Source organism: Pseudomonas sp. IPO3749 (assembly GCF_013386605.1).
In the GTDB taxonomy this organism is placed as follows: domain Bacteria; phylum Pseudomonadota; class Gammaproteobacteria; order Pseudomonadales; family Pseudomonadaceae; genus Aquipseudomonas; species Aquipseudomonas azotoformans_A.
Genome location: NZ_JACARN010000040.1, coordinates 61,234 through 81,554 on the forward strand (window position 1 = coordinate 61,234; position 20,321 = coordinate 81,554).

20 protein-coding genes are annotated in these 20,321 nt (G+C 62.7%); 11 read left to right on the top strand and 9 right to left on the bottom strand.

Annotated elements, in window-relative coordinates; genetic code table 11:
• Window positions 1-3: 3 nt before the first annotated feature.
• The 4 genes from HX812_RS16580 to HX812_RS16595 are packed head-to-tail and all read left to right on the top strand — an operon-like array spanning window position 4 to window position 3,190.
• Complete coding sequence (locus HX812_RS16580) at window positions 4-882, top strand: metal ABC transporter substrate-binding protein (RefSeq protein WP_038845443.1); 879 nt, start codon at window positions 4-6, stop codon at window positions 880-882.
• Window positions 879-1,292, top strand: coding sequence for a phosphoribosyl-AMP cyclohydrolase (gene hisI / locus HX812_RS16585; protein ID WP_038845442.1), 414 nt, complete (start codon window positions 879-881; stop codon window positions 1,290-1,292). The genes HX812_RS16580 and hisI overlap by 4 nt, the downstream gene beginning before the upstream one ends.
• The gene (locus tag HX812_RS16590) at window positions 1,289-1,849 is read left to right on the top strand and encodes a DapH/DapD/GlmU-related protein (protein WP_028618554.1); all 561 of its coding nucleotides are present in this window, start codon (window positions 1,289-1,291) and stop codon (window positions 1,847-1,849) included. Before hisI ends, HX812_RS16590 begins: the two co-directional genes overlap by 4 nt.
• A 3-nt stretch (window positions 1,850-1,852) precedes the next feature.
• Window positions 1,853-3,190 (top strand): dihydroorotase, encoded by a 1,338-nt coding sequence (locus HX812_RS16595; RefSeq protein WP_038845441.1) that lies wholly within the window; start codon window positions 1,853-1,855, stop codon window positions 3,188-3,190.
• Here HX812_RS16595 and HX812_RS16600 read toward each other — a convergent pair.
• Window positions 3,187-3,708: a DUF3617 domain-containing protein gene (locus tag HX812_RS16600; RefSeq protein WP_016978689.1), complete on the bottom strand. Its 522-nt coding sequence runs from the start codon at window positions 3,706-3,708 to the stop codon at window positions 3,187-3,189. The genes HX812_RS16595 and HX812_RS16600 overlap by 4 nt on opposite strands.
• Before the next feature lie 130 nt (window positions 3,709-3,838).
• On the opposite strand from HX812_RS16600, the gene cls reads away from it, so the two are divergent.
• A complete protein-coding gene (gene cls, locus HX812_RS16605; protein WP_038845440.1) occupies window positions 3,839-5,278 on the top strand; it encodes a cardiolipin synthase in 1,440 nt (479 codons plus the stop codon).
• 5 nt (window positions 5,279-5,283) lie between these two features.
• Here cls and cfaB read toward each other — a convergent pair whose 3' ends face one another.
• The 8 genes from cfaB to hflK (HX812_RS16645) all read right to left on the bottom strand — a co-directional run bounded on the left by cfaB (window position 5,284) and on the right by hflK (HX812_RS16645) (window position 14,437).
• A complete protein-coding gene (cfaB, locus tag HX812_RS16610) occupies window positions 5,284-6,468 on the bottom strand; it encodes a C17 cyclopropane fatty acid synthase CfaB (RefSeq protein WP_038845439.1) in 1,185 nt (394 codons plus the stop codon).
• A gap of 87 nt (window positions 6,469-6,555) precedes the next feature.
• On the bottom strand, window positions 6,556-7,344 hold the full coding sequence (locus HX812_RS16615) for a DNA-binding domain-containing protein (protein ID WP_038845438.1): 789 nt from the start codon (window positions 7,342-7,344) through the stop codon (window positions 6,556-6,558).
• On the bottom strand, window positions 7,335-8,180 hold the full coding sequence (locus HX812_RS16620) for a DUF692 domain-containing protein (protein WP_038845437.1): 846 nt from the start codon (window positions 8,178-8,180) through the stop codon (window positions 7,335-7,337). Before HX812_RS16620 ends, HX812_RS16615 begins: the two co-directional genes overlap by 10 nt.
• A gap of 65 nt (window positions 8,181-8,245) precedes the next feature.
• On the bottom strand, window positions 8,246-8,500 hold the full coding sequence (locus HX812_RS16625) for a membrane protein (RefSeq protein ID WP_038845436.1): 255 nt from the start codon (window positions 8,498-8,500) through the stop codon (window positions 8,246-8,248).
• A gap of 116 nt (window positions 8,501-8,616) precedes the next feature.
• Window positions 8,617-10,503: a cation-translocating P-type ATPase gene (locus HX812_RS16630; RefSeq protein ID WP_038845431.1), complete on the bottom strand. Its 1,887-nt coding sequence runs from the start codon at window positions 10,501-10,503 to the stop codon at window positions 8,617-8,619.
• Entirely contained in the window at window positions 10,500-11,534 is a 1,035-nt protein-coding gene (gene hflK / locus HX812_RS16635; protein WP_038845428.1) for a protease modulator HflK, read from the bottom strand. Before hflK (HX812_RS16635) ends, HX812_RS16630 begins: the two co-directional genes overlap by 4 nt.
• Window positions 11,531-12,520 (bottom strand): protease modulator HflC, encoded by a 990-nt coding sequence (hflC, locus tag HX812_RS16640; RefSeq protein ID WP_033897227.1) that lies wholly within the window; start codon window positions 12,518-12,520, stop codon window positions 11,531-11,533. The genes hflK (HX812_RS16635) and hflC overlap by 4 nt, the downstream gene beginning before the upstream one ends.
• 12 nt (window positions 12,521-12,532) lie before the next feature.
• Window positions 12,533-14,437, bottom strand: a complete 1,905-nt coding sequence (hflK, locus tag HX812_RS16645) for a protease modulator HflK (protein WP_038845425.1) — start codon at window positions 14,435-14,437, stop codon at window positions 12,533-12,535.
• Window positions 14,438-14,623: 186 nt separating this feature from the next.
• On the opposite strand from hflK (HX812_RS16645), the gene HX812_RS16650 reads away from it, so the two are divergent.
• Genes HX812_RS16650 through HX812_RS16675 form a run of 6 tightly spaced genes read left to right on the top strand, consistent with a single transcriptional unit; the run spans window position 14,624 to window position 20,305 of the window.
• On the top strand, window positions 14,624-15,247 hold the full coding sequence (locus HX812_RS16650) for a CDP-alcohol phosphatidyltransferase family protein (RefSeq protein WP_038845422.1): 624 nt from the start codon (window positions 14,624-14,626) through the stop codon (window positions 15,245-15,247).
• A gap of 11 nt (window positions 15,248-15,258) precedes the next feature.
• Window positions 15,259-17,007, top strand: coding sequence for a bifunctional alpha/beta hydrolase/class I SAM-dependent methyltransferase (locus HX812_RS16655; protein WP_038845420.1), 1,749 nt, complete (start codon window positions 15,259-15,261; stop codon window positions 17,005-17,007).
• A 2-nt stretch (window positions 17,008-17,009) separates the two neighbouring features.
• Window positions 17,010-18,308, top strand: coding sequence for a phosphatase PAP2/dual specificity phosphatase family protein (locus HX812_RS16660; protein WP_038845417.1), 1,299 nt, complete (start codon window positions 17,010-17,012; stop codon window positions 18,306-18,308).
• Window positions 18,298-18,741, top strand: a complete 444-nt coding sequence (locus HX812_RS16665; RefSeq protein ID WP_038845416.1) for a hypothetical protein — start codon at window positions 18,298-18,300, stop codon at window positions 18,739-18,741. Before HX812_RS16660 ends, HX812_RS16665 begins: the two co-directional genes overlap by 11 nt.
• 9 nt (window positions 18,742-18,750) lie before the next feature.
• On the top strand, window positions 18,751-19,371 hold the full coding sequence (locus HX812_RS16670; RefSeq protein WP_038845414.1) for a 1-acyl-sn-glycerol-3-phosphate acyltransferase: 621 nt from the start codon (window positions 18,751-18,753) through the stop codon (window positions 19,369-19,371).
• Between the two features lies 1 nt (window position 19,372).
• Window positions 19,373-20,305, top strand: a complete 933-nt coding sequence (locus HX812_RS16675; RefSeq protein ID WP_010207670.1) for a phosphatidate cytidylyltransferase — start codon at window positions 19,373-19,375, stop codon at window positions 20,303-20,305.
• Window positions 20,306-20,321: the final 16 nt, after the last annotated feature.

Here is a 20,321-nt window from a genome sequence, read left to right on the forward strand (position 1 = left end):
CCGATGCGCGCTCTACTCGTGCTGTTCAGTCTCGTCCTGTCGTTGTCGACGGCCCAGGCCGCCGACAAGCTTCAGGTGGTTACCAGCTTCAGCATCCTCGATGACATTACTCACCAGATTGGTGGTGATCACATCCAGATCAGCAACATGGTCGGCCCCGACGCCGACGCCCACACCTACGAGCCTACCCCGGACGATGCCAAGGCCCTGCTCAAGGCCAAGGTGATCATCAAGAACGGCCTGGGCTTCGAACCCTGGCTGGACCGCCTGGTGACCAGCACCGAAACCAAAGCCACGGTGGTGACCGCCAGCAAAGGCGTGATCTCCCACACCATGGAAGAGGACGGCGAAACCATCCCCGACCCGCACGCCTGGCACAACCTGGCCAACGCCGAAATCTACGTGAACAACATCACCAAGGCGCTGATCGCTGCCGACCCGGCCAACAAAGCCGACTACCAGCACAACAGCCAAACCTACCTGAAAGAAATCTATCGCCTGCTGGCCGAAGCCAAGACCAAGTTCGGCGCACTGCCCGCTGGTAACCGCCGCATCGTTACCTCCCACGACGCCTTCGGCTACCTGGGCCAGGCTTATGGCATCGAGTTCCTCGCGCCACAAGGCTTGTCTACCGAACGCGAGCCGTCCGCCGCCGAAGTGGCTGCGCTGATCACTCAGATCCGCAAAGACAAAGTCAAAGCCGTGTTCATGGAAAACATCAAGGATTCGCGCCTGCTCAAGCAGATCGCTGACGAAAGCGGTGCGCAGATCGGCGGCACGCTGTACTCCGACGCCCTTGCCGCAGAAGGCCCGGCCAGCACCTTTACCGGGCTGTTCGAATACAACCTCAACACGCTGTGCGCGGCTCTGGGCAAGCCATGACCCTGAGCATGCTCGATCTGGAAGGGGCTGCCGTCGGCAGCCGCTTTCCACTCGGACCCGTGCTCGATGCCCTGCCATGGAACAGCGATGGCCTGATCGCCGCCATCGCCCAGCAACACGGCAGCGGCGAGGTGTTGATGCTGGCCTGGATGAACCGCCAGGCCCTCAAGGAAACCCTGGGCACCGGGCAGGTCTGCTACTGGTCGCGCTCACGCCAGCAGTTGTGGCGCAAAGGCGAAAGCTCTGGTCACTGGCAACAGCTGGTAGAAGCACGCCTGGATTGCGACGGCGACGCGGTCCTGCTGATCGTCGACCAGCAAGGCCCGGCCTGCCACACCGGACGGCCGACCTGCTTCTACAACGCCATCGACGGCGACTACGTCCACATCATTACGGAGCCCTTAGCATGATCCGCAAAAACCCGTCCGGCGATCTGCCCGTGATTGCCGAATCGGCCTACGTCGACAAGACCGCCATCATCTGCGGCAAAGTCATCATTGGCGAAAACGTGTTCGTCGGCCCCTACGCCGTCATCCGCGCCGACGAAGTCGACGCCAGCGGCGGCATGGACCCGATCATCATCGGCGCCAACTCCAACATCCAGGACGGCGTGGTCATCCACTCCAAATCCGGCGCGGCGGTGACCATCGGAGAATTCACCTCGATTGCGCACCGCTCCATCGTCCATGGCCCCTGCACCGTCGGCGACCGCGTGTTCATCGGCTTCAACAGCGTGCTGTTCAACTGCGCCGTGGGCGACGGCTGCGTGGTGCGCCACAACTCGGTGGTCGACGGCCGCGACTTGCCCGCCGCGTTCTACGTGCCCTCCACCACCCGCATCGGACCGAACACCGACCTCTCGCAATTCCCGCCGGTGAGCGTGAGCGCCTCGGAGTTTTCCGAAGACGTGGCCCGCACCAACGTTGACCTGGTGCGCGGCTACAAAGCCCTGCAAAACGAGTTCTGAACCATGAGCCGCCTGCTGATCCGCAACGCCCGCCTGGTGAACGAAGGCCAGGAATTCGACGCCGATGTGTTGGTTGCTAACGGTCGTATCGAAAAGATCGCCAGCAGCATCCAGGACAGCAACGCGCCTGTCGCCATCGACGCCCAAGGTCACTGGCTGCTGCCCGGCATGATCGATGACCAAGTGCACTTTCGCGAACCTGGCGCGCCGGACAAAGGCAGCTTCTACAGCGAATCCCGCGCGGCGGTAGCCGGTGGTATCACCAGTTTCATGGACATGCCCAACACCCACCCGGCCACCCTCGACCTGGACGCCCTGGCCGACAAAAAGCGCCGCGCTGCCCTGCACTCGGTGGCCAACTATGGCTTCCACTTCGGCGTGAGCAACGACAACCTCGACACCGTCGCCGCCCTCGACCCACGTGAGGTGGCCGGGGTCAAAGTGTTCATGGGCGCTTCGACCGGCAATATGCTAGTGGACGACCCTCGGATCCTGGAGCGCCTGTTCGCCGAAGTGCCCACGATTTTGCTGGCCCACTGTGAACACACGCCAAGCATCCAGGCCAACGAACAGCGCCTGCGCGGACGCTTCGGCGAGCACATCCCCGCCGTCGCACACCCGCTGATCCGCGATGCCGAGGCGTGCTATCGCTCGTCATCCTTCGCGGTGGAATTGGCCAAGGGTCACGGCACCCGATTGCATGTGCTGCACCTGACCAGCGCCCGCGAACTGGCGCTGTTCGAAGACAAACCCTTGAGCGAAAAACGCATCACCGCCGAGGTCTGCCTGCACCACTTGTTGTTCGATGACCGCGACTATCACCGACTCGGCCACCAGATCAAATGCAACCCGGCGATCAAGACCCGCGCCGACCGCGACGCCTTGCGCCAAGCCTTGCTGAGTGATCGTCTGGACGTGATTGGCAGTGACCATGCGCCGCATACCTGGGCGCAAAAACAGTTGGGTTATCGCGAGGCGCCGTCGGGGTTGCCCCTGGTGCAGCACGCGCTGCCGGCGTTGTTGGAGTTGGTGGCCGATGGGCTGCTGCCGCTGACCACGCTGGTCGCAAAAACCAGTCACCGCGTGGCCGACCTGTTCGCCATCCCGGATCGAGGTTATCTACGTGAGGGTTATTGGGCCGACCTGGTGCTGATCAAACCGGAGCCCGAAGGCAAGCCCGTCAGCAGCCAGCCGATCCTGGCCCGCTGCGGCTGGACGCCCTTCGCCGAGCGCAGCTTTCGCCACAGCGTCAGCACCACCCTGGTATCCGGCCACTTGGCCTGGCACAACGGCCAAGTGGTGGACAGCTGCCAGGGTTTGCCCCTGCATTTTTTGCGTTAAGCGCGAGGTTTGACCGTACCGCAATCGTTGCCCAGCCACTGGGCATGGCTGTCCAGGCTGCCCTTCTGCTGAATGCCAGTGGCATTGAAGGTGCCGTTGACGGTGGTGGTGAATTCTTTCTGGCTCTGGAAGGTTGCCACTCCCGTGCCTTGGGCTTTCGGGCAACTGAAACGGAATTTCCACTGGTTGCCGGTCTTGTCCGTCACTTCCTGCTTGCAGCCCGATTGCGGGTCGGTCAGCGGGATCGAATCGGAGGCGACCTGCGCCGGAGTCAGGCACACCTGCACACCTTTACCGGCCATGGTGATGCCTTGCTTTTCGAGCATGGCGCGTTGTTCCGGGGTCATCTGTTGCTTGAGCTGACCGAGGATCAGCGACAGGTCCGGCAAGTCCTGGTTATCGACTTTCATATTGCTGGTGGTCAATTCCCACAAGCCCGGCGCCAGCATCTGCGCCTGCGCCGCCACCGGCAGCGACACACCAATCATCATGGCCAAAGACAGCAGACGAGCATTCATCGGGTAACTCCTGGGTAATGTTGGGCGTTAGACGCCGCAAAGGTGCCAGGGTTGCACGGCAAATAAAATAGCGACATTCCTGACCAGACATGGTCTGTTAGGCACTGGATTGCCTGGAGTAACGTCGTTCATGGATTTCTTTGGCCCGCACCTGCTCGCCTACTTCATTGCCACGCTGCATTTTCTCGGGACCCTCGCCGCGATCCACGCGGTGCTGACCGTCAGGACCGCCCAAGGCTCGATCGCCTGGGCCTTGTCGCTGATGTTCATGCCCTACCTCACGCTGATCCCGTACCTGATCTTCGGCCGCAGCACGTTCGACGCGTACATCCAGGCCCGTCGCCAGGCCAACCAGGAAATGCACACCGCCATCACCGAGCTGAACTGGCGCCCGTGGGTCGAAGAAGCCCTGGCCGCGCGCAACTCCAGCGCCTACGCCTCGCTGCGCGCCATGCCCAAGCTGGGCCGCATGCCGTGCCTGGCCAACAACGAAGTGCATTTGCTGATCAATGGCGACGCTACCTTCAGTGCGATCTTCGCGGCAATCCGCAGTGCCAGGACGGCGGTGCTGTTCCAGTTCTTCATCATTCATGACGACGAACTCGGCCGCCAACTGCACGCCCTGTTGAAGGAAAAGGCCGCAGAAGGCGTCGCCATTTATGTGCTGTATGACCGCATCGGCAGCCACGCCCTGCCCCATCGTTATGTGCAGTCACTGCGCGACGCCGGGGTGAAGGTCAAAGCCTTCGCCACCCGCAGCGGCTGGCTCAATCGCTTTCAGGTCAACTTCCGCAACCATCGCAAGATCGTGGTGGTGGACGGCATCACCGGGTTTGTCGGCGGGCATAACGTCGGCGATGAATACCTGGGCAAGAAACCGCCGCTGGCGCCGTGGCGCGATACCCATGTGCAGGTGACCGGCCCGGTGGTGGCATGCTTGCAAGAGTCGTTTGCCGAAGACTGGTTTTGGGCCGCGCGCGAACTGCCGCCACTGATCTTGCCGGACGCCTACCCCGAAGACGGCGTGCTCTGCCAGTTGCTCGCCAGCGGTCCGGCCGATCCCTATGAGACTTGCTCGCTGTTCTTTGTCGAGGCAATCCATGCAGCCACCGAGCGCGTGTGGATCACCAGCCCCTACTTCGTCCCCGACGAAGCGGTGTTCTCCGCCCTGCGCCTGGCCGTTTTGCGCGGTGTCGATGTGCGGCTGCTGCTGCCTTCGCGGCCCGATCACCGCATCGTCTACGCCGCGTCCAGCCTGTACGCGATCGAGGCCGTGCGCGCCGGCGTGCGCGTGTTCCGCTACACGCCGGGCTTCCTGCATCAGAAGGTGGTGTTGGTGGACAACGAAATCAGCGCCATCGGCAGTGCGAACATGGACAACCGTTCGTTCCGGCTGAATTTTGAAGTGATGTTGCTGACGGTCGACGAGGCCTTCGCCAAGGAAGTCGAGCACATGCTGCTGGACGACTTCGCCCTGGCCCATGAAGTCAGCCAGGAAGAAAGCCGCGAAACCCGCCGCCTTCAGCAACTGGGCATGCGGGTTGCGCGGCTTATTTCACCGATCTTGTAACAGGCTCAGCGGTAGATATCTTCCCGCGTCCACGGCAGGTCATGGCTGCCATCGGCGTGGGGTTTCACCGCCAGAATCTGGTGCAGGTTGATCCAGCCCCGCGCAAACGCATAGGCACAACCGGCCAGGTACAGCCGCCAGATGCGCAACGCCTGCTCCGGCACCATCTTCGCCGCTGCTTCCAGGTTGTCTTCCAGGCGCTCGCTCCAATGGTCCAGGGTGCGCGCGTAGTGCAGGCGCAGGCTCTCGACGTCGACCACTTCCAGCCCGACTTCGCTGATCTCGGCCGTCATCATCGCCAAATGCGGCAGTTCGCCGTTGGGGAACACGTAGCGCTCGATGAACTCACCCGCGCCGCGCCCCACAGGGCGACCATCGGTGTGCTTGGCGGTAATACCGTGGTTCATCACCAGGCCGCCTTCGCGCACCGCGCCGAACAGGGTCTTGCAGTATTCCGCCAGGTTGGCGTGGCCGACGTGTTCGAACATGCCCACGCTGACCACTTTGTCGAAACGCCCGTCTTGCGGCAGGTCGCGGTAGTCAAGCAGTTGCAGGTCCACCTGGTCTTCCAGGCCTTCGGCTTTAACCCGTTCCCGCGCCAGCGCCAACTGCTCCTTGCTCAGGGTGATGCCAAACACCTTGACCCCGAACTCCCGCGCGGCAAACCGCGCCAGCCCACCCCAACCACAGCCGACATCCAGCAAATATTCGCCCGGCTGCAGCCGCAACTTGCGGCACAGGTGGCGGAATTTGTCTTGTTGGGCCTGGTCGATGGATTCGCTGCCGGTTTCGAAATACCCGCAGGAGTACGCCATGTCCTGGTCCAGCCACAGCTGGTAGAACTCGTTGGACAGGTCGTAATGGTAGGAAATGGCCGCTGCGTCAGTGGCCTTGTCGTGGATCGAGCGCACCGGACGACTCCCCTCGTCGTCTTCGATCAGGGCGTGACTCAATTCGTCACACACCCGGATGACCTCGGCGATGGAGCCTTCCAGCTCCAATTTGCCCTCGACGAAGGCTTCGCCCAGTGAATCGAGCGTTGGATGGGTCAGCTTGGTCACGACCGTGGGGTCCTTCACCACGATGGTCACACTGGGCTCGGGGCCCAAGTTGAATTCATGGCCGTCCCAGAGTCGAAGACGCAGCGGTAGCTGAAGATTCTGTAAGGCCGGTGGAAGTTGCGCGAGCATGAGTAGTCCCCCCTTGTTTCAGACGTCTGCTGAGAGGTTAGACCATCCGAAGACAAAGTAGGAGGCTATCGATTTGATAGCGCTCCTCTATGGGGCCCGGCGCTCGAGCAACCCGTCCTGGACCCACTGCTTCAGCCACGTAACGGCCTGCAATGGCGCACCCTCTGCATGAGTGACTGCCAACTCGGTGCACAGTTCGGCAAAGCTCCAACCGGTGGTCGTCATTCCCGTCAGGGCAGAGGCCTCGGCGGGTTCCAGGCTGCGGTAATGGCAGACATTCTGATGGCGCCACACCAGGCACGTCTGCGCCGGGTCCAGCGTGTGGCTGTCGGGGAAGTCGGATTCGTCCTTGCTGGCGCGCCAGATCGCTACACTGTTGAACTGGCACAGCAGCGCTTGCACCGTCGGCGCCAGGGAAACCTGCAACACCGGCCACGCCTCTGGCGGCAACGACGCCATGTCGTTCAGCGTCAGTGGTTCGCCCTGCGGCGCATCAAATGCCAGGGTGAATGCCCACTCCAACCGCGCCAGCTCCGCCAGTGGCGCACTCTGCTCCGCCACCAGATGCTCAAGGATAAACACCGGGAAACGTTCGCCCAGCCAGCGCAGGCTGTAATGGGCCGAGGGGTAGCGCCGCAGGTAGGCTTCGGTCAACGCGGCAAACTCGTCATCGCCCAGCCAATAAAGGAGGGCGCTGAAGTCATGCCGTAACACTTCCTGCAACCGAGAGAGATAGGCGTTGTGGTAAATCGCCAGGCCCGTGTCCACATCCAGCGTCGGCCCGCCCAGCAACGTGGCGGCGAAACCACTGTTGGCCACTGGCGTTTCGGATAACAGGTGCTGCTCGAAGGCCAGTTGCCAATCCGTCAGGCGCATAGCTGTCTCCTGGCCAGGGCCGTCGCACCCAGTTCACGGGCTTTGCTCAGTTCAGTGAGCAACTCTTCAAAGGGGGGGAAATGGTCGTCACGCTCCAGCAGCGTCGACACAGGCCCCAGATGCTCAAGCGTCTGTTGATAAAGCGCCCACACCGGATCACACACCGGATGGTCATGGGTGTCGACCACGTAGTCGCCGTAGTCCATATGCCCCGCCAGATGCAGCTGGCGGATGCTTTCCGGCGGCAAGTTACGAATAAACGTCCAGGCGTCAAAGCCATGATTGCGCGAGCTGACGTACACGTTGTTGACGTCGAGCAACAGCTGGCAGCCCGACAGGTGGGCCAGGGCATTGAGAAATTCCCACTCGGTGAATTCGTCCGCCTTCGAGCGCACATAACTGGAGACGTTTTCCAGCACCAACGGGCGTTGCAGCACGTCCTGCACTTGGCGCACACGGGCGGCCACGTGGTAGAGGCTTTCTTCGGTGTAAGGCAGCGGCAGCAGGTCATGCAACTGGTGGGCGCTGCCGCGGCTCCAGCATAGGTGATCGGAAACCCACGCCGGCTGGATGCGCTCGGCGAGCTGTTTGATCTGCTTCAGGTAATCGGTATCAAGGGCATGGGGCCCGCCGATGGACAAGGACACCCCGTGCATCACCAGGGGATAACGCTCGGCTATCGCATCCAGGTAATACAAGGCTTTACCGCCCTGGACCAGGTAATTCTCGGAGATCACTTCAAACCAATCCACCGCCGGTGATTGTTCAAGGATCTGTTGGTAGTACTCACTGCGTAAACCCAGGCCGTAACCAAGGCTCGGAAGAGAGGTAGGCATAAGACACTCCTGGGAAAGTGTCCGCAGCGGTGGGGGCGACCGCTGCGGGTGCACTTGGCGGTCGGTTATTCGCCGACTTTGCCGCCAGCCTTGGTGCAGGCATCGGCACTGGCCACTGCCTTGAAGCCCTGGCCTTTGCAAGAACCCTGGCCTTTGCAGGCGTGGTCCTTGGTTTTGCAGTCGTTCTGGCCTTTGCACGCATTGATGCCATAGCAGTGAACAGCGGTGTCAGCGGCTTGAGCCTGAGTGACAACACCGGCAAACATAGTGGCAGCGGCCATTGCGAGAGCGGCACCAGCAGCAGCGGATTTGATGTTCATTGTTGTATTCCTCATGATCGTAGGGGTGTCGGTCTGAACGGATTGTTCAGTCTCGACACACCACTAGAGTGAGGCCCCTCAGCCGCGTTACAGCCGTGTGCAAATATTTCTGAAAATTATTCTTCGAGCTTCAAAAGGGGCTCCTGGAAGCGTAGCAAACGCCCGGCATTCCCCAGTACCAGCAAGGTACTGAGGTTATGCAACACCGCTGCAATCATGGCGCCCGCTGCACCCAACCAGCCAAACGCGGCAAACACGACGATGGCCAAGGTCCAACCCAGGCCGATGATCACGTTGACCTGCAAGGTCTGCCGGCACTGGCGGCTCAAGCGCACACAGGTGCCCAGGCGCCGCAGGTCGCTGCCGATCAGCACCACGTCCGCCGACGCCAGGGCAATATCCGCCCCGCCCGCGCCCATGGCCACACCGACTACGCCGGCCTTGAGTGCCAGGGAATCGTTGATGCCATCCCCCACCACCATCGGGCGAAAGCCGCTGCCGATTTCACCCAACACGCGGTTGAGCTTGTCTTCCGGCAAGGCCTGGGCTTCGACATCGCTGATGCCCACCTCCAGCGCCAGGCTGTTGGCCACGCTTTGACGATCGCCGGTAAGCAGCAGTTGGCGACCCAGGCCCAGATCACGCAGTTCTTGCAGCGCCTGGCGAGCCTCCGGCTTGAGGCTGTCGGCCAGTAGCAACCAGGCAAGAAACTGCCCATTCAGCGCCAGCCCGGCGATGGGGCCATCGTGGTTCGGCACGGCGGTGGTGACGATGCCCAGTTGCTCGAACAATTCCGGCCGGCCCAAGGCCGCTTCGCCCTGCTCGGTCTGCGCCACGACGCCCAGCCCCTGACGCTCACGGATATCCGTCAACGCCAGCAGTTGTTCCTGCGTTGCCAACCCTGCCAACGCTCGGCTGACCGGATGGCTGCTCGCGGAGCCCAGGCTGGCCGCCAGATTCAGCAGCACCTGCCTATCCGGCGCGGTGGTTTCGATGGATTGCAAGCGCAGGGTGCCGAAGGTCAGCGTCCCGGTCTTGTCGACCACCAACGAGGTCAGGTCCGCCAACTCTTCCAGAAACGCCGAGCTGCGAATCAGAATCCCATGCCGCGCCGCGACCGCTATCCCGGCAATCGCCGTGGCCGGTGCCGACAGCACCAACGCACACGGGCACGCCGCCACCAGCACCGCGAGCATCGCCTGGGCGTCGTTGGTCACAAACCAGGTCACCGCAGCCAGCAACAACACCAGCACCATATAGCTGCCGGCATAGCGTTCCAGCAGCCGCGTGATCGGCGGCTTGGAGCGCTCGGCGTTCTGCATCAGCGCGATCACTTTGCCTAAGGTGGATTCATTGCCCGTGCGCGTCACTTGCAGGCGCAGCAAGCCATCCAGGTTGATCGCCCCGCCAAACACCTGCACCCCCACACTGGCTTCCAACGGCACCGACTCACCGGTAATCGGCGCGGTGTCCAGGCTCGCCTGGCCCGACAGCACCACGCCATCGGCCGGCACCCGGTCACCCGCGCGCACCTCGACCACATCGCCGGCGTTCAGCGTGCCGTTATCCACTTCGACAATGCTGCCGTCGGCCTGCACCAAGCGCGCGTGGCTGCGCGTCAGCTTGCCCAACGCGTGGATCGCTTCCTGGGAGCCGATCACGCTGCGCTCTTCCAACACATGGCCGAAGATCATGATGATCGGCAACAACGCCGCCGTCAGCAGATCCCCTGTGGCCCAGGCACCGAGCATGGCCAGGGCGATCAGTTGATCGGTGATGCCATGCAAACTCGGAAACCGCAGGCTGTACCAGGCCGAACGCATCACCGGCACGGCCACCAGCAAGGACGCGACGCCCAGCAGCAACTGGCTCACGCCGGTCTGGTCGGGCGCGAGCCAGCGCCATACCATGCCCAGCACCAGCAACCCCAAGGCCAGCATGGCCAGGGTCAATTGCCGGGCAGCGCTGCGCTGTTCGGCGGAGGTCAGCATGGGTGCGCTCATTGTTCGGCTCCCTGGATGATCAAGCGGGAGTCGTCTTTCGGATCGACCGTCGTCACAGAACCGGCCTGGCCGAGAATTTTCGGCAAGCGCTCGCGGTACAGACGCAGCAGCAAACCCGGGTCTTTAACTTGGGCCAGGCTGGCAACGGTTGCGGTTTGCGCCTGGGCGTTGGCCAGGCGTTCGCTGGCCTGGGCGTGGGCGACTTGCACCAGGCGGTCGGCCTGCTGGGTCGCGGTCTGGGTGAGTTCTTCCGCGTCGGTACGCGCGTTGGCCACGGCCTTGTCGGCTTGTTGGCTGGCCGTCAGCACGGCGTTGAAGGCATTCACCGCCGGGGCCGGCAGGCTGGATTGCACATCGACACGGGTCACTTGGATACCCAATCCCAAGCCTGTGGAAGCCAATTCCACCAGGCGCTTGTTGATGCCTTGCACCAAGTCGCCACGCAACCGCTCACGGCGCTCGGCGGCGCCATTGTCGGTGCCGATCAGTTCAGGTCGCGCCACCAGAATCGTGTCCAAGTCCCGCGCCGCGGTGAGGGCTACCGCGCTGCGCGTCACCAGTCGATCCAGGGCCGGCAGCACATGGTCGCCCTGCAACACAAAGGTATAGGGTTCAGTGACTTTGTAGAACACCCGCACATCCAGTTGCACCACGCCGGCATCGCCGGTCAGCAGGTAACCGGAACCGGCCAGCGCATCACTCAAGGGCGTGGCGAAGCTGGCTACACGGTCGGCCTGGAGCGCCGCGTCGGAGCGCAGCAGGTTCTCCACCCGGCGTTCGATCACGCGATCAGCTGCCGGTAGCAGCACCACCTGCTCGAACGGCTGCGGCCATGCCAGCAAGAGTCCGGCATTCTGGATACGGTCTAGTGCGCCAAAATGCAGGACCACCGCACGGTTCTGCGGGTCGATCTGGCGCACATTGGAAAACGCCCAGGCCAACGCCGCCAATACCGTCACCGCGTACAACGCCAGGAAGGTCAGGCGCCCGGCCTGGATCCAGGGGCTGTCCGGGCTGTCACGCTCGGTCATGGCTGGACGTCCTTCGGCCCGTCCACCAAGGCGCGGAACGGCGCCGCGTCAGTGCGCAGGATGATCTTGGTACCTGGCGTGACCACAGTGCCCAAGGTATCCAGAGAGCGCAGCAGGTTGTACAGCTGTGGATTACCCGCATAGGCACGGCCATAGATCTGCGCCGCTTCGACCCGCGACTGGGCCTCGATATCGGCAGCCTTCACCGTGGCATCGGCCTGCACGATGCGCGCATCACGCTCGGCGGCTGAACGGATCTGCGCGGCTTCACGCTTGCCCACGGCGGTGCGTTCGGTGGCGATGGTTTCACGCTCGGCGCGCATACGGTCGACGGTGGCGGTGAGGGTGACCGACGGCAAGGTCAGCCGTTCGATGCCGACCTGGGCCACACGCACGCCGTAGGTGGTGAGCAATTGTTGATCAATCTGCTGGCGCAGCTGTGCTTCGAAATCAGCGATGCGCACCTGGCTGGCGTCGGTGTTGATCAGGCTGGACAGGTCGAAGCTCGCCGCCGTGGTTTCCAGCGCCGAGCCCACAAAGGTACGAATCTGCCGCGCCGCTTCATCCGGTTGGTTCTGCACGGCGCGCATGAAGCGCTGCACGTTGTCTGCGTCGCCCTGTACCTGCCACGCCACGTACGCCTGCACGATGATGCGCAGGCCGTCGCGGGTACCCACATCCTGCAACCCGCTGGAGGTGGTGCGCAGGCGCAAATCCACCGGGATCGCCGCTTCGAACGGCGCCGGCCAGCGCCAGCCCAGGCCCGGTTCCAACAGCACCCGCGACGGGTTACCGAAACGGGTAATCACCGTGGCCTCGCCGGAACGCACCTGCACCAGGCTGGCAGCGGCAACCGCAAACAGCACCAGCAACAGCGCCCAGGCCATACGCCGCCAAGGGAACGGGCCGGCCGCTTGTTCGTCACCGTGATGATGATGGTGGTGATGGCCGTGATGATGACCGTGATCGTGAGAATGAGCGCTCAACAGACAGACTCCTTATTGAACGGCTTTACGCGGCACCGAAGGATCGGCCGGCAAGGTAAAAGAACGCAGATCGATCGTCGGCGCGCCGTCGGCACCCAGGCGATGATCCAGAATCAGCAGCTTGGCGTGGGCCAGGCCCTGGCTGAGTTGGCCGAGGTACTGTTCCAAAACGAACGCCTGGCCGGCCGTGGCATAGGCCTTTTGTTCGGCGGCAAAACGCAGGTTGGCCGCCTGGGCGCCCGCGTTCACTTCACGGGCAGTGGCTGTGGCCTGATCGCGGGCGGTGCTGGCTTGCAGCAACGCCTGGTTGGTTTGCTCACTGGCCGCACCGCGTTCGCGAGAAATCAGAGCCTGGGCACCGATCTGCGCAGCCTGCACACCGTGATAAGCGTTGGCGGCGCCGGCCGGTGGATGGATCGCCTCCACCACCGTGGCGAGAATTTCTACGCCGCTGTCGAGTGTTTGCAGGTCGGCCTGCACGGCGCGGCCGATTTCGTCGGCCAGGCTCGTGCGTTGTTCACCGAGCAATTCGTCGAGGGTACGCGAGGCAAAATCATGCACAAGGATGCGGCTGGCGGTGCTGCGGATCAGGGTCGGCACGTCCGCGCTGTTATAGGTGGCGGCGAGCGCGGCCTGGTCGGTGAGGCCGATGCGGTAGACGAACCGCACATCCATATTGACGATCTGGAAGCTCTGTTTGTCGCCGCTGCTGCTGGCGATCACCTGGGACTTGTCATTCACATGGCTGGCGTCCCACAAACGGTTGGCAATCAGCGGCGCCGGGCCTTCGGCAGGCGCCAGCTCCGGCGTGGCGGCTTCGCTGACGCTGGTGGCCAGCTCATGCACTACGCCGTTTTCCACACTGATCACGCGGCCCAGTGGCCACGGCAATCCCGCATGCAAGCCAGGGCCGAAGACCTGCACCGGCTTACCGAAACGTTCATAGATCCCACGGCCTTGCAGGGGCACTTCGTGCACGCCAGTAAGCGCCCAGCCTACCGCCAGCACCACCAGCAACACCGGCAGGAACGCCCGACGCATGTAGGTAAATGCCCAGATCTGGCGCAGGTCGATGCCAAAGCGGTTGTGCAATTCATGTTGCAGCGCGAGCAAGGGCTGCGGCGGCCAGCGTAACAATCCGGCGATAAAGCTTTGCGCCATCAAGCGCGGTTCCACGTGGGGCTGACGTGGGCTGAACAGCGACAACACAGCTCTTAATAGAAACTCCAGCGAGACGAGCGCCGGCAGCACGCCGATCAATACGGCCAGCCTCAGCGGCCAGACCGAGTTACCCCCGGCAAACAGCAGGCACACCGCACTGACCACCAGGCAAATAATCGCAACCCGGCTCAACTGCCCCAGTTGCGAGGCTTCCGGCCATTGCGCTGTGGTCTCCTGGGCCAGACGGCGTTCAAACACCAGCACACCAAACGCCAACCCCAACGCCAGCGCGGCGCCGATGCTTGCCGATTGACCGACCGCTGCGGCGGGCAGCGCCAGGTTCCAGAACTCGACAATGCTGACCAGTGCCAGCAACGACCAGCCGCCGAGCCACAACACTGGCGCACCGATCTGCTTGCCAAAGCGCTCCAGGAGGCGCGCGTAGCGGCTTGCGTCTTCAACCGGCACATCAACCGACGGTTCTTCCAACGCCTGCGCACGCCAATCCGCCACCCACCACGCCGATTGCAAGCCGGCCACCAACAACAACAACGCCGACGCACAGTTGATCAACACCACCGGCCAGATCGACAGCGGCGCAAACAACGCGACAAACAGCGCCAGCACCCAGCCGGCAACGGCCAACACCGTCAGGCTGGTACCGGCCTGGCGCAATCGGCGGGCATGGAACAGCCCCTGTTGAAAACGCGGAAGGCCTTCCACCGAAGCGCCGTCAGCTTCCAGATCCACTTGCATCCACTTACGTCCGCTCGAACACAATTAGTTACGATATAACACAAGGCGTGAAATTTTTGTTCGCTTAGAAGCAGACCGTGACTAAACCCCCAGAAACACACGCCATCACTGGTGCAGGCCACAAGGAATCGGGCACACTCCAGAACAGTTTTTCGCGGGTCCACGGACAAGGAAGCGTCACTCCCCATGATTTCGATCTATCAGCTCAAGCCGCGTTTTCAAAACTTGCTGCGCCCGCTTGTGCAGCGCCTCTATGACAATGGCACCACCGCCAACCAGATCACCGTGCTGGCCGGCGTGATTTCCTTGCTGGTCGGCCTGTTGATTGCCAGCTTCGCCCAACACCTGTGGCTGTTTGCGCTGATCCCGCTGTGGATGATCCTGCGCATGGCGCTCAACGCTATCGACGGCATGCTTGCCCGTGAATTCGGCCAACAGTCGCGCCTGGGCGCCTACCTGAATGAACTGTGTGATGTGATCGCCGACAGCGCGTTGATCCTGCCGTTTGCGCTGATCCCCGGCGTGAACCTGGCGCCGGTGCTACTGGTGGCGTTGCTGGCGGTGTTCAGCGAATACGCCGGCGTACTGGGGCCGATGGTGGGCGCATCGCGGCGCTATGACGGGCCGATGGGCAAAAGCGATCGCGCGTTCGTACTCGGGGTACTGGCCACCGGCGTGGCGCTGGGCTGGCTGGGCGCGGGTTGGGTCGACGCGGTGATGTGGCTGGTGGCCGCCCTGCTCGCCTACACCTTGGTCAACCGCGTGCGTCAGGGCCTCAAAGAACAACAAGAAACCTCACCGATTGCATAAGGATTTTTGCGATGCGCGAACAGCAACAGCACACCTTCAGTACCCACGACGGCGTCGAGCTTTTCTACCGGCACTGGCCGGCCACGCAAACTACCGTGCCGCGCAAGGCAATCGTGTTGTTCCATCGCGGCCATGAGCATTCGGGGCGTATCGCCCACCTGTTGGATGAGCTGAACCTGCCGCAGTTTGATTTCTTCGCCTGGGACGCCCGTGGCCACGGCCAATCCCCCGGCGAGCGCGGTGACAGCCCCAGCTTCGCCACCAGCGCCCGTGATGTGCAGACCTTCTGCGACCACATCGGCGCCACCTATGGCATCGAGGAAGACAACTTCGCCGTCATTGCGCAAAGCGTCGGCGCGGTGATTGCCGCGACGTGGGTGCATGACTATGCGCCAAAAATCCGCGCGCTGGTGCTCGCCTCCCCGGCCTTCAAGGTCAAGCTCTACGTGCCATTCGCGCGACCGGGCCTGGCGTTGATGCGCAAGTTGCGTGGCAACTTTTTCGTCAACAGTTACGTCAAGGCCAAGTTCCTCAGCCATGACCCGGAGCGCGTCGCCTCCTACGACAGCGATCCGCTGATCACCAAGGCCATTTCGGTGAATGTGCTGCTCGGCCTGTACGAAGCGGCCGAACGGGTTGTCGCCGATGCCCAGGCGATCCAGGTGCCGACCCAATTGCTGGTCTCGGGTTCGGACTTCGTGGTGCACCGCAAACCCCAGCAGCAATTTTTCGACCGCCTCGGCAGCCTGAAAAAAGAGCTGCACATTCTCCCCGGTTTCTTCCACGACACCCTGGGCGAACGCGACCGCGCAACTGCGGTGAGCAGCGCCCGGCGTTTCATCCTGCAGAACTTCGAACACCCGCTGGACCGCGCCTCGCTGCTGGATGCCGACAAGCTGGGCGCTACTTGCGCCGAGTCCGAAGCCCTCGCTGCGCCGCTACCGCGCAACTCTTTGCGCGACCTGTACTGGCGCATGACCCGCGCCAGCATGGGCCTGGGCAAGAACCTGTCGGACGGCGTGAAGCTGGGCTTCGACACCGGTTTCGACTCCGGTAGCACCCTCGATTACGTGTACCGCAACACGCCCACCGGCAAGGGCGGGCTGGGACGGATGATCGACACCAACTACCTCAACTCCATCGGCTGGCGCGGCATTCGCCAGCGCAAGTTGAATGTCGAAGAACTGTTGCGCCTGGCGATGGCCAAGTTGCGCGGGGAAGATCGCGAAGTGCGCATCGTGGATATCGCCGCCGGTCATGGCCGCTACATCCTGGAAGCCTTGCAGGGCGTGTCGCCGCTGCCGGAATCGATCCTGCTGCGCGACTATAGCGACATCAACGTGCGCGACGGGGGTGCGCTGATTCGCGAGAAAGGCCTGGGGGACATTGCGCAGTTCGTCAAAGGTGATGCATTCGACCGTCTGGATCTCGCCGCGCTGGAACCCAAGCCGACGCTGGCGGTGGTGTCCGGGCTGTATGAGCTGTTTGCCGATAACGGCATGGTCGGCGGTTCGCTGGCGGGCCTCGCTGAGGCCGTAGAGCCCGGCGGCTATCTGGTCTACACCGGCCAGCCATGGCACCCGCAACTGGAGCTGATCGCACGCGCACTGACCAGCCACCGCCAGGGCCAGGCTTGGGTGATGCGCCGCCGCAGCCAAGCGGAAATGGATCAACTGGTGGAAGCCGCCGGCTTCCGCAAGATCACCCAGCGAGTGGATGAGTGGGGCATTTTCACGGTGTCCCTGGCACAGAAGATCTGAGCATGCGCGAACCCGGCTTATTGAAACCTGCGTTCCTGTGGCTACTGCTGTTGGCGCCGCTGTTTTTCAGCACCTATGGCTTTGCCACCTGGGTCACCAGCCAGCGCAGCGACGTCGGCACGCTGGTGTTCGGCTGGGAAACCCATATGCCGTTCTGGGCCTGGACCATCGTGCCCTACTGGTCCATCGACCTGCTCTACGGGTTTTCCCTGCTGCTGCCCAACACCCGGCATGAACTGAAGCAACATGCGCTGCGTTTGCTGAGTGCCCAGGTGATCGCCGTGAGCTGCTTCCTGATCTGGCCGCTGCGCTTCACCTTCGAACGGCCGGAGTTGGACGGCGTATTTGGCTGGCTGTTTGCGGTGCTGGCGGGGTTCGACAAGCCGTTCAACCAGGCGCCGTCCCTGCATATCGCGTTGCTGGTGATCCTGTGGGTCATGTACCAACGCCATACCCAGGGATTCTGGCGCTGGCTGGTGCATGGCTGGTTCGCGCTGATCGGCATTTCGGTACTGACCACTTATCAACATCACTTTATTGACTTACCCACAGGCGCCCTCGCCGGGTGGCTGTGTGTGTGGTTGTGGCCGGTGGAACATCCGAGCCCGTTGTTGAATGCACGGCTGACGCGGGATCCCAAGCGCTGGCGGTTGGGTGTGCGGTATGGCCTTGGCGCGTTGCTGTTGGCGATTCTTGCGTTTGTACTGGGCGGTGGCGGGTTGTGGATACTTTGGCCAGCGGTTTCCCTCGCGTTGATCAAGGCCAATTACTTCGTGCTCGGCGCTGCGGGCTTCCAGAAACGCGCGGACGGCCAACTGACACCCGCCGCGCGTTGGCTGTATGCCCCTTATCTTGCCGCCGCATGGATCAACTCGCGCCTGTGGACACGCAAGCATCCACAACCTGACCTGATTGTGGATAACGTGTGGCTCGGGCGTATTCCTAGAACAAGTGAGCAAGAACCCTTCAAGGCCATCGTCGATCTCTGTGCCGAATTGCCGATTAATCCACAGGGCCGCGCTTACCAATCGATTCCCGTGCTGGACCTGATTGCCCCAAGCCCCGCCGAATGCCTGCAAGCCGCGCAAGCCATCGAGCGCTTGCGCACTAAGGGCCCCTTGCTGGTGTGCTGCGCCCTTGGCTATTCGCGCAGCGCCACCGCCGTCGCGGCCTGGCTACTGCACACCGGGCGCGCCGCGACGATAGAGGATGCGCTGACTATCATTCGTACAGCGCGGGCCGATGTGGTCCTGCACCCCGCACACCGTGAAGCTTTGGAGGGTTTACCCCATGCCCGCTGATATGGAACTGCAGGTTGTCGCCAGCTTGTTGCGTCGTGGTCGCTCGCTGGATCAGTTATCCACAGGCCTGACCCTGGTTGGCGTACTGTTCGGCCTGGCTCAACTGCTGATGGCGAGTATTGCGCCGATCTGCCTGCTGCTAAGCCTGTGGATGATTATCCTCGGGCTGCTGCAAAAGTACTGGGCGCTGCGCGTGGCCTTCGACGCCGACCTGTTCGCGCTGCTGGCCCGGGACATCGACCGCACCCCGGACCTCGACCAGGCTTTGCAAACCCTTGGCCTGCAATCGGCCAAGCGCATTGGCCGGCCCTGGACCGAGCGCCGTCGTGGCGCGCTCAAACTGTTGCGCAAACAAGCCTGGCTGCTGGGCGCGCAAGCGCTGCTGACCCTGGTCGTGATCCTCGCCAGCCCTTGGCTGCCTTTCGCCGGATAAGGAATCCCCATGTTCGAACCCGTGGTCGCCACGTTGATTACCTCCATGGCCCGCACCGTCACCGGCGCCCGCAGCCTGTGGCTGGGGTGCGCGCCGGTGCCGGTGCAACGCATCTACTTCGCCAACCACAGCAGCCACGGCGATTTCGTATTGCTGTGGGCCTCGCTGCCGCAGAACCTGCGCAAATTTACGCGCCCGGTCGCCGGCAGCGATTACTGGAATAAAAGTGCCCTGCGTCGCTACATCATCAACCGAGTGTTCAACGGCGTGCTGATCGACCGCGAACGCAAGGACCCTGTGGATAACCCTTTGCAACCCATGCTCAACGCCCTGGAAGGCGGCGATTCGCTGATCATCTTCCCCGAAGGCACGCGCAACCTTGAAGACGGCCTGTTGCCGTTCAAAAGTGGCTTGTATCACCTGGCGAAAAGTTACCCACAGGCCGAATTGGTGCCAGTGTGGATCGCCAATCTCAACCGGGTCATGCCCAAGGGCCGCGTCCTGCCGCTGCCCCTGCTGTGCACCACCAGCTTCGGCGCGCCGCTGCAACTGGAAGACGGCGAAGACAAAACCGCCTTCCTCGCCCGCGCCCGCGACGCCCTGCTCGCCCTTGCCCCGGAGCCTGTCTGACATGGATAGCCAAACCCTGATGTTGTTCGGCGGCATCGGCGCCATCCTGGTGCTCGCCTCGCTGATCGGCCTGATCCTCAAGCTGCGCACCCGTGGCAGCCCCAATGCCGTCATCGACAACCTCAATGCGCGCATCAACGCCTGGTGGGTCATGGTGGTGGTGATCGGCATCGCCTTCTGGCTCGGCACCGGTGCGGTGATCCTGCTGTTCTACGCGGTGTCGTTCTACGCCCTGCGCGAATTCCTCACCCTCACACCCACCCGCCGCAGCGACTACCCGGCGCTGGTGGCCGCGTTCTACCTGGCGCTGCCGCTGCAATACCTGCTGATTTACTCGGACTGGTACGGGCTGTTCTCGATCTTCATCCCGGTGTACGTATTCCTGCTGCTGCCGATCCTTGCCTCCCTGGGTGGCGACAGCACGCACTTCCTGGAACGCGCGTCGAAAGTGCAGTGGGGCCTGATGATCGCAGTGTTCTGCGTATCCTTCGTGCCCGCCCTGCTCACCCTCGACATCCCCGGCTACGAAGGCCGCAACCTGCTGCTGATTGCCTACCTGGTGATCGTGGTGCAACTGTCGGACGTCTTGCAGTACGTGTGTGGGAAATTGTTCGGCAAGCACAAGATCGCGCCGAACCTGTCACCGTCGAAAACCGTGGAAGGCTTTGTCGGCGGCATCCTGCTCTCATCCCTGATCGGCGCGGCGCTGTGGTGGACCACGCCGTTCAACCCGTGGCAGTCGTTCTTGATTGCACTGCTGATCAACCTGCTCGGGTTTGCCGGCGGCATCGTCATGTCGGCGATCAAACGCGATCGCGGCGTAAAGGATTGGGGCCATATGATCGAAGGGCACGGCGGGATGCTGGATCGGTTGGATTCGGTGTGCTTTGCGGCGCCGATTTTCTTTCATCTTGTGCGGTATTGGTGGACCTGAACAAGCCGGCTCCTAC

Coding starts and splice junctions, on each gene's coding strand:
- HX812_RS16625 (WP_038845436.1), bottom strand. CDS start 8,500: ATGAACATCAAATCCGCTGCTGCTGGTGCCGCTCTCGCAATGGCCGCT.
- hisI (WP_038845442.1), top strand. CDS start 879: ATGACCCTGAGCATGCTCGATCTGGAAGGGGCTGCCGTCGGCAGCCGC.
- hflK (WP_038845425.1), bottom strand. CDS start 14,437: ATGCAAGTGGATCTGGAAGCTGACGGCGCTTCGGTGGAAGGCCTTCCG.
- HX812_RS16630 (WP_038845431.1), bottom strand. CDS start 10,503: ATGAGCGCACCCATGCTGACCTCCGCCGAACAGCGCAGCGCTGCCCGG.
- HX812_RS16580 (WP_038845443.1), top strand. CDS start 4: ATGCGCGCTCTACTCGTGCTGTTCAGTCTCGTCCTGTCGTTGTCGACG.
- HX812_RS16670 (WP_038845414.1), top strand. CDS start 18,751: ATGTTCGAACCCGTGGTCGCCACGTTGATTACCTCCATGGCCCGCACC.
- HX812_RS16655 (WP_038845420.1), top strand. CDS start 15,259: ATGCGCGAACAGCAACAGCACACCTTCAGTACCCACGACGGCGTCGAG.
- HX812_RS16675 (WP_010207670.1), top strand. CDS start 19,373: ATGGATAGCCAAACCCTGATGTTGTTCGGCGGCATCGGCGCCATCCTG.
- HX812_RS16620 (WP_038845437.1), bottom strand. CDS start 8,180: ATGCCTACCTCTCTTCCGAGCCTTGGTTACGGCCTGGGTTTACGCAGT.
- HX812_RS16595 (WP_038845441.1), top strand. CDS start 1,853: ATGAGCCGCCTGCTGATCCGCAACGCCCGCCTGGTGAACGAAGGCCAG.
- hflK (WP_038845428.1), bottom strand. CDS start 11,534: ATGACCGAGCGTGACAGCCCGGACAGCCCCTGGATCCAGGCCGGGCGC.
- HX812_RS16650 (WP_038845422.1), top strand. CDS start 14,624: ATGATTTCGATCTATCAGCTCAAGCCGCGTTTTCAAAACTTGCTGCGC.
- HX812_RS16665 (WP_038845416.1), top strand. CDS start 18,298: ATGCCCGCTGATATGGAACTGCAGGTTGTCGCCAGCTTGTTGCGTCGT.
- cfaB (WP_038845439.1), bottom strand. CDS start 6,468: ATGCTCGCGCAACTTCCACCGGCCTTACAGAATCTTCAGCTACCGCTG.
- HX812_RS16615 (WP_038845438.1), bottom strand. CDS start 7,344: ATGCGCCTGACGGATTGGCAACTGGCCTTCGAGCAGCACCTGTTATCC.
- HX812_RS16600 (WP_016978689.1), bottom strand. CDS start 3,708: ATGAATGCTCGTCTGCTGTCTTTGGCCATGATGATTGGTGTGTCGCTG.
- cls (WP_038845440.1), top strand. CDS start 3,839: ATGGATTTCTTTGGCCCGCACCTGCTCGCCTACTTCATTGCCACGCTG.
- HX812_RS16590 (WP_028618554.1), top strand. CDS start 1,289: ATGATCCGCAAAAACCCGTCCGGCGATCTGCCCGTGATTGCCGAATCG.
- HX812_RS16660 (WP_038845417.1), top strand. CDS start 17,010: ATGCGCGAACCCGGCTTATTGAAACCTGCGTTCCTGTGGCTACTGCTG.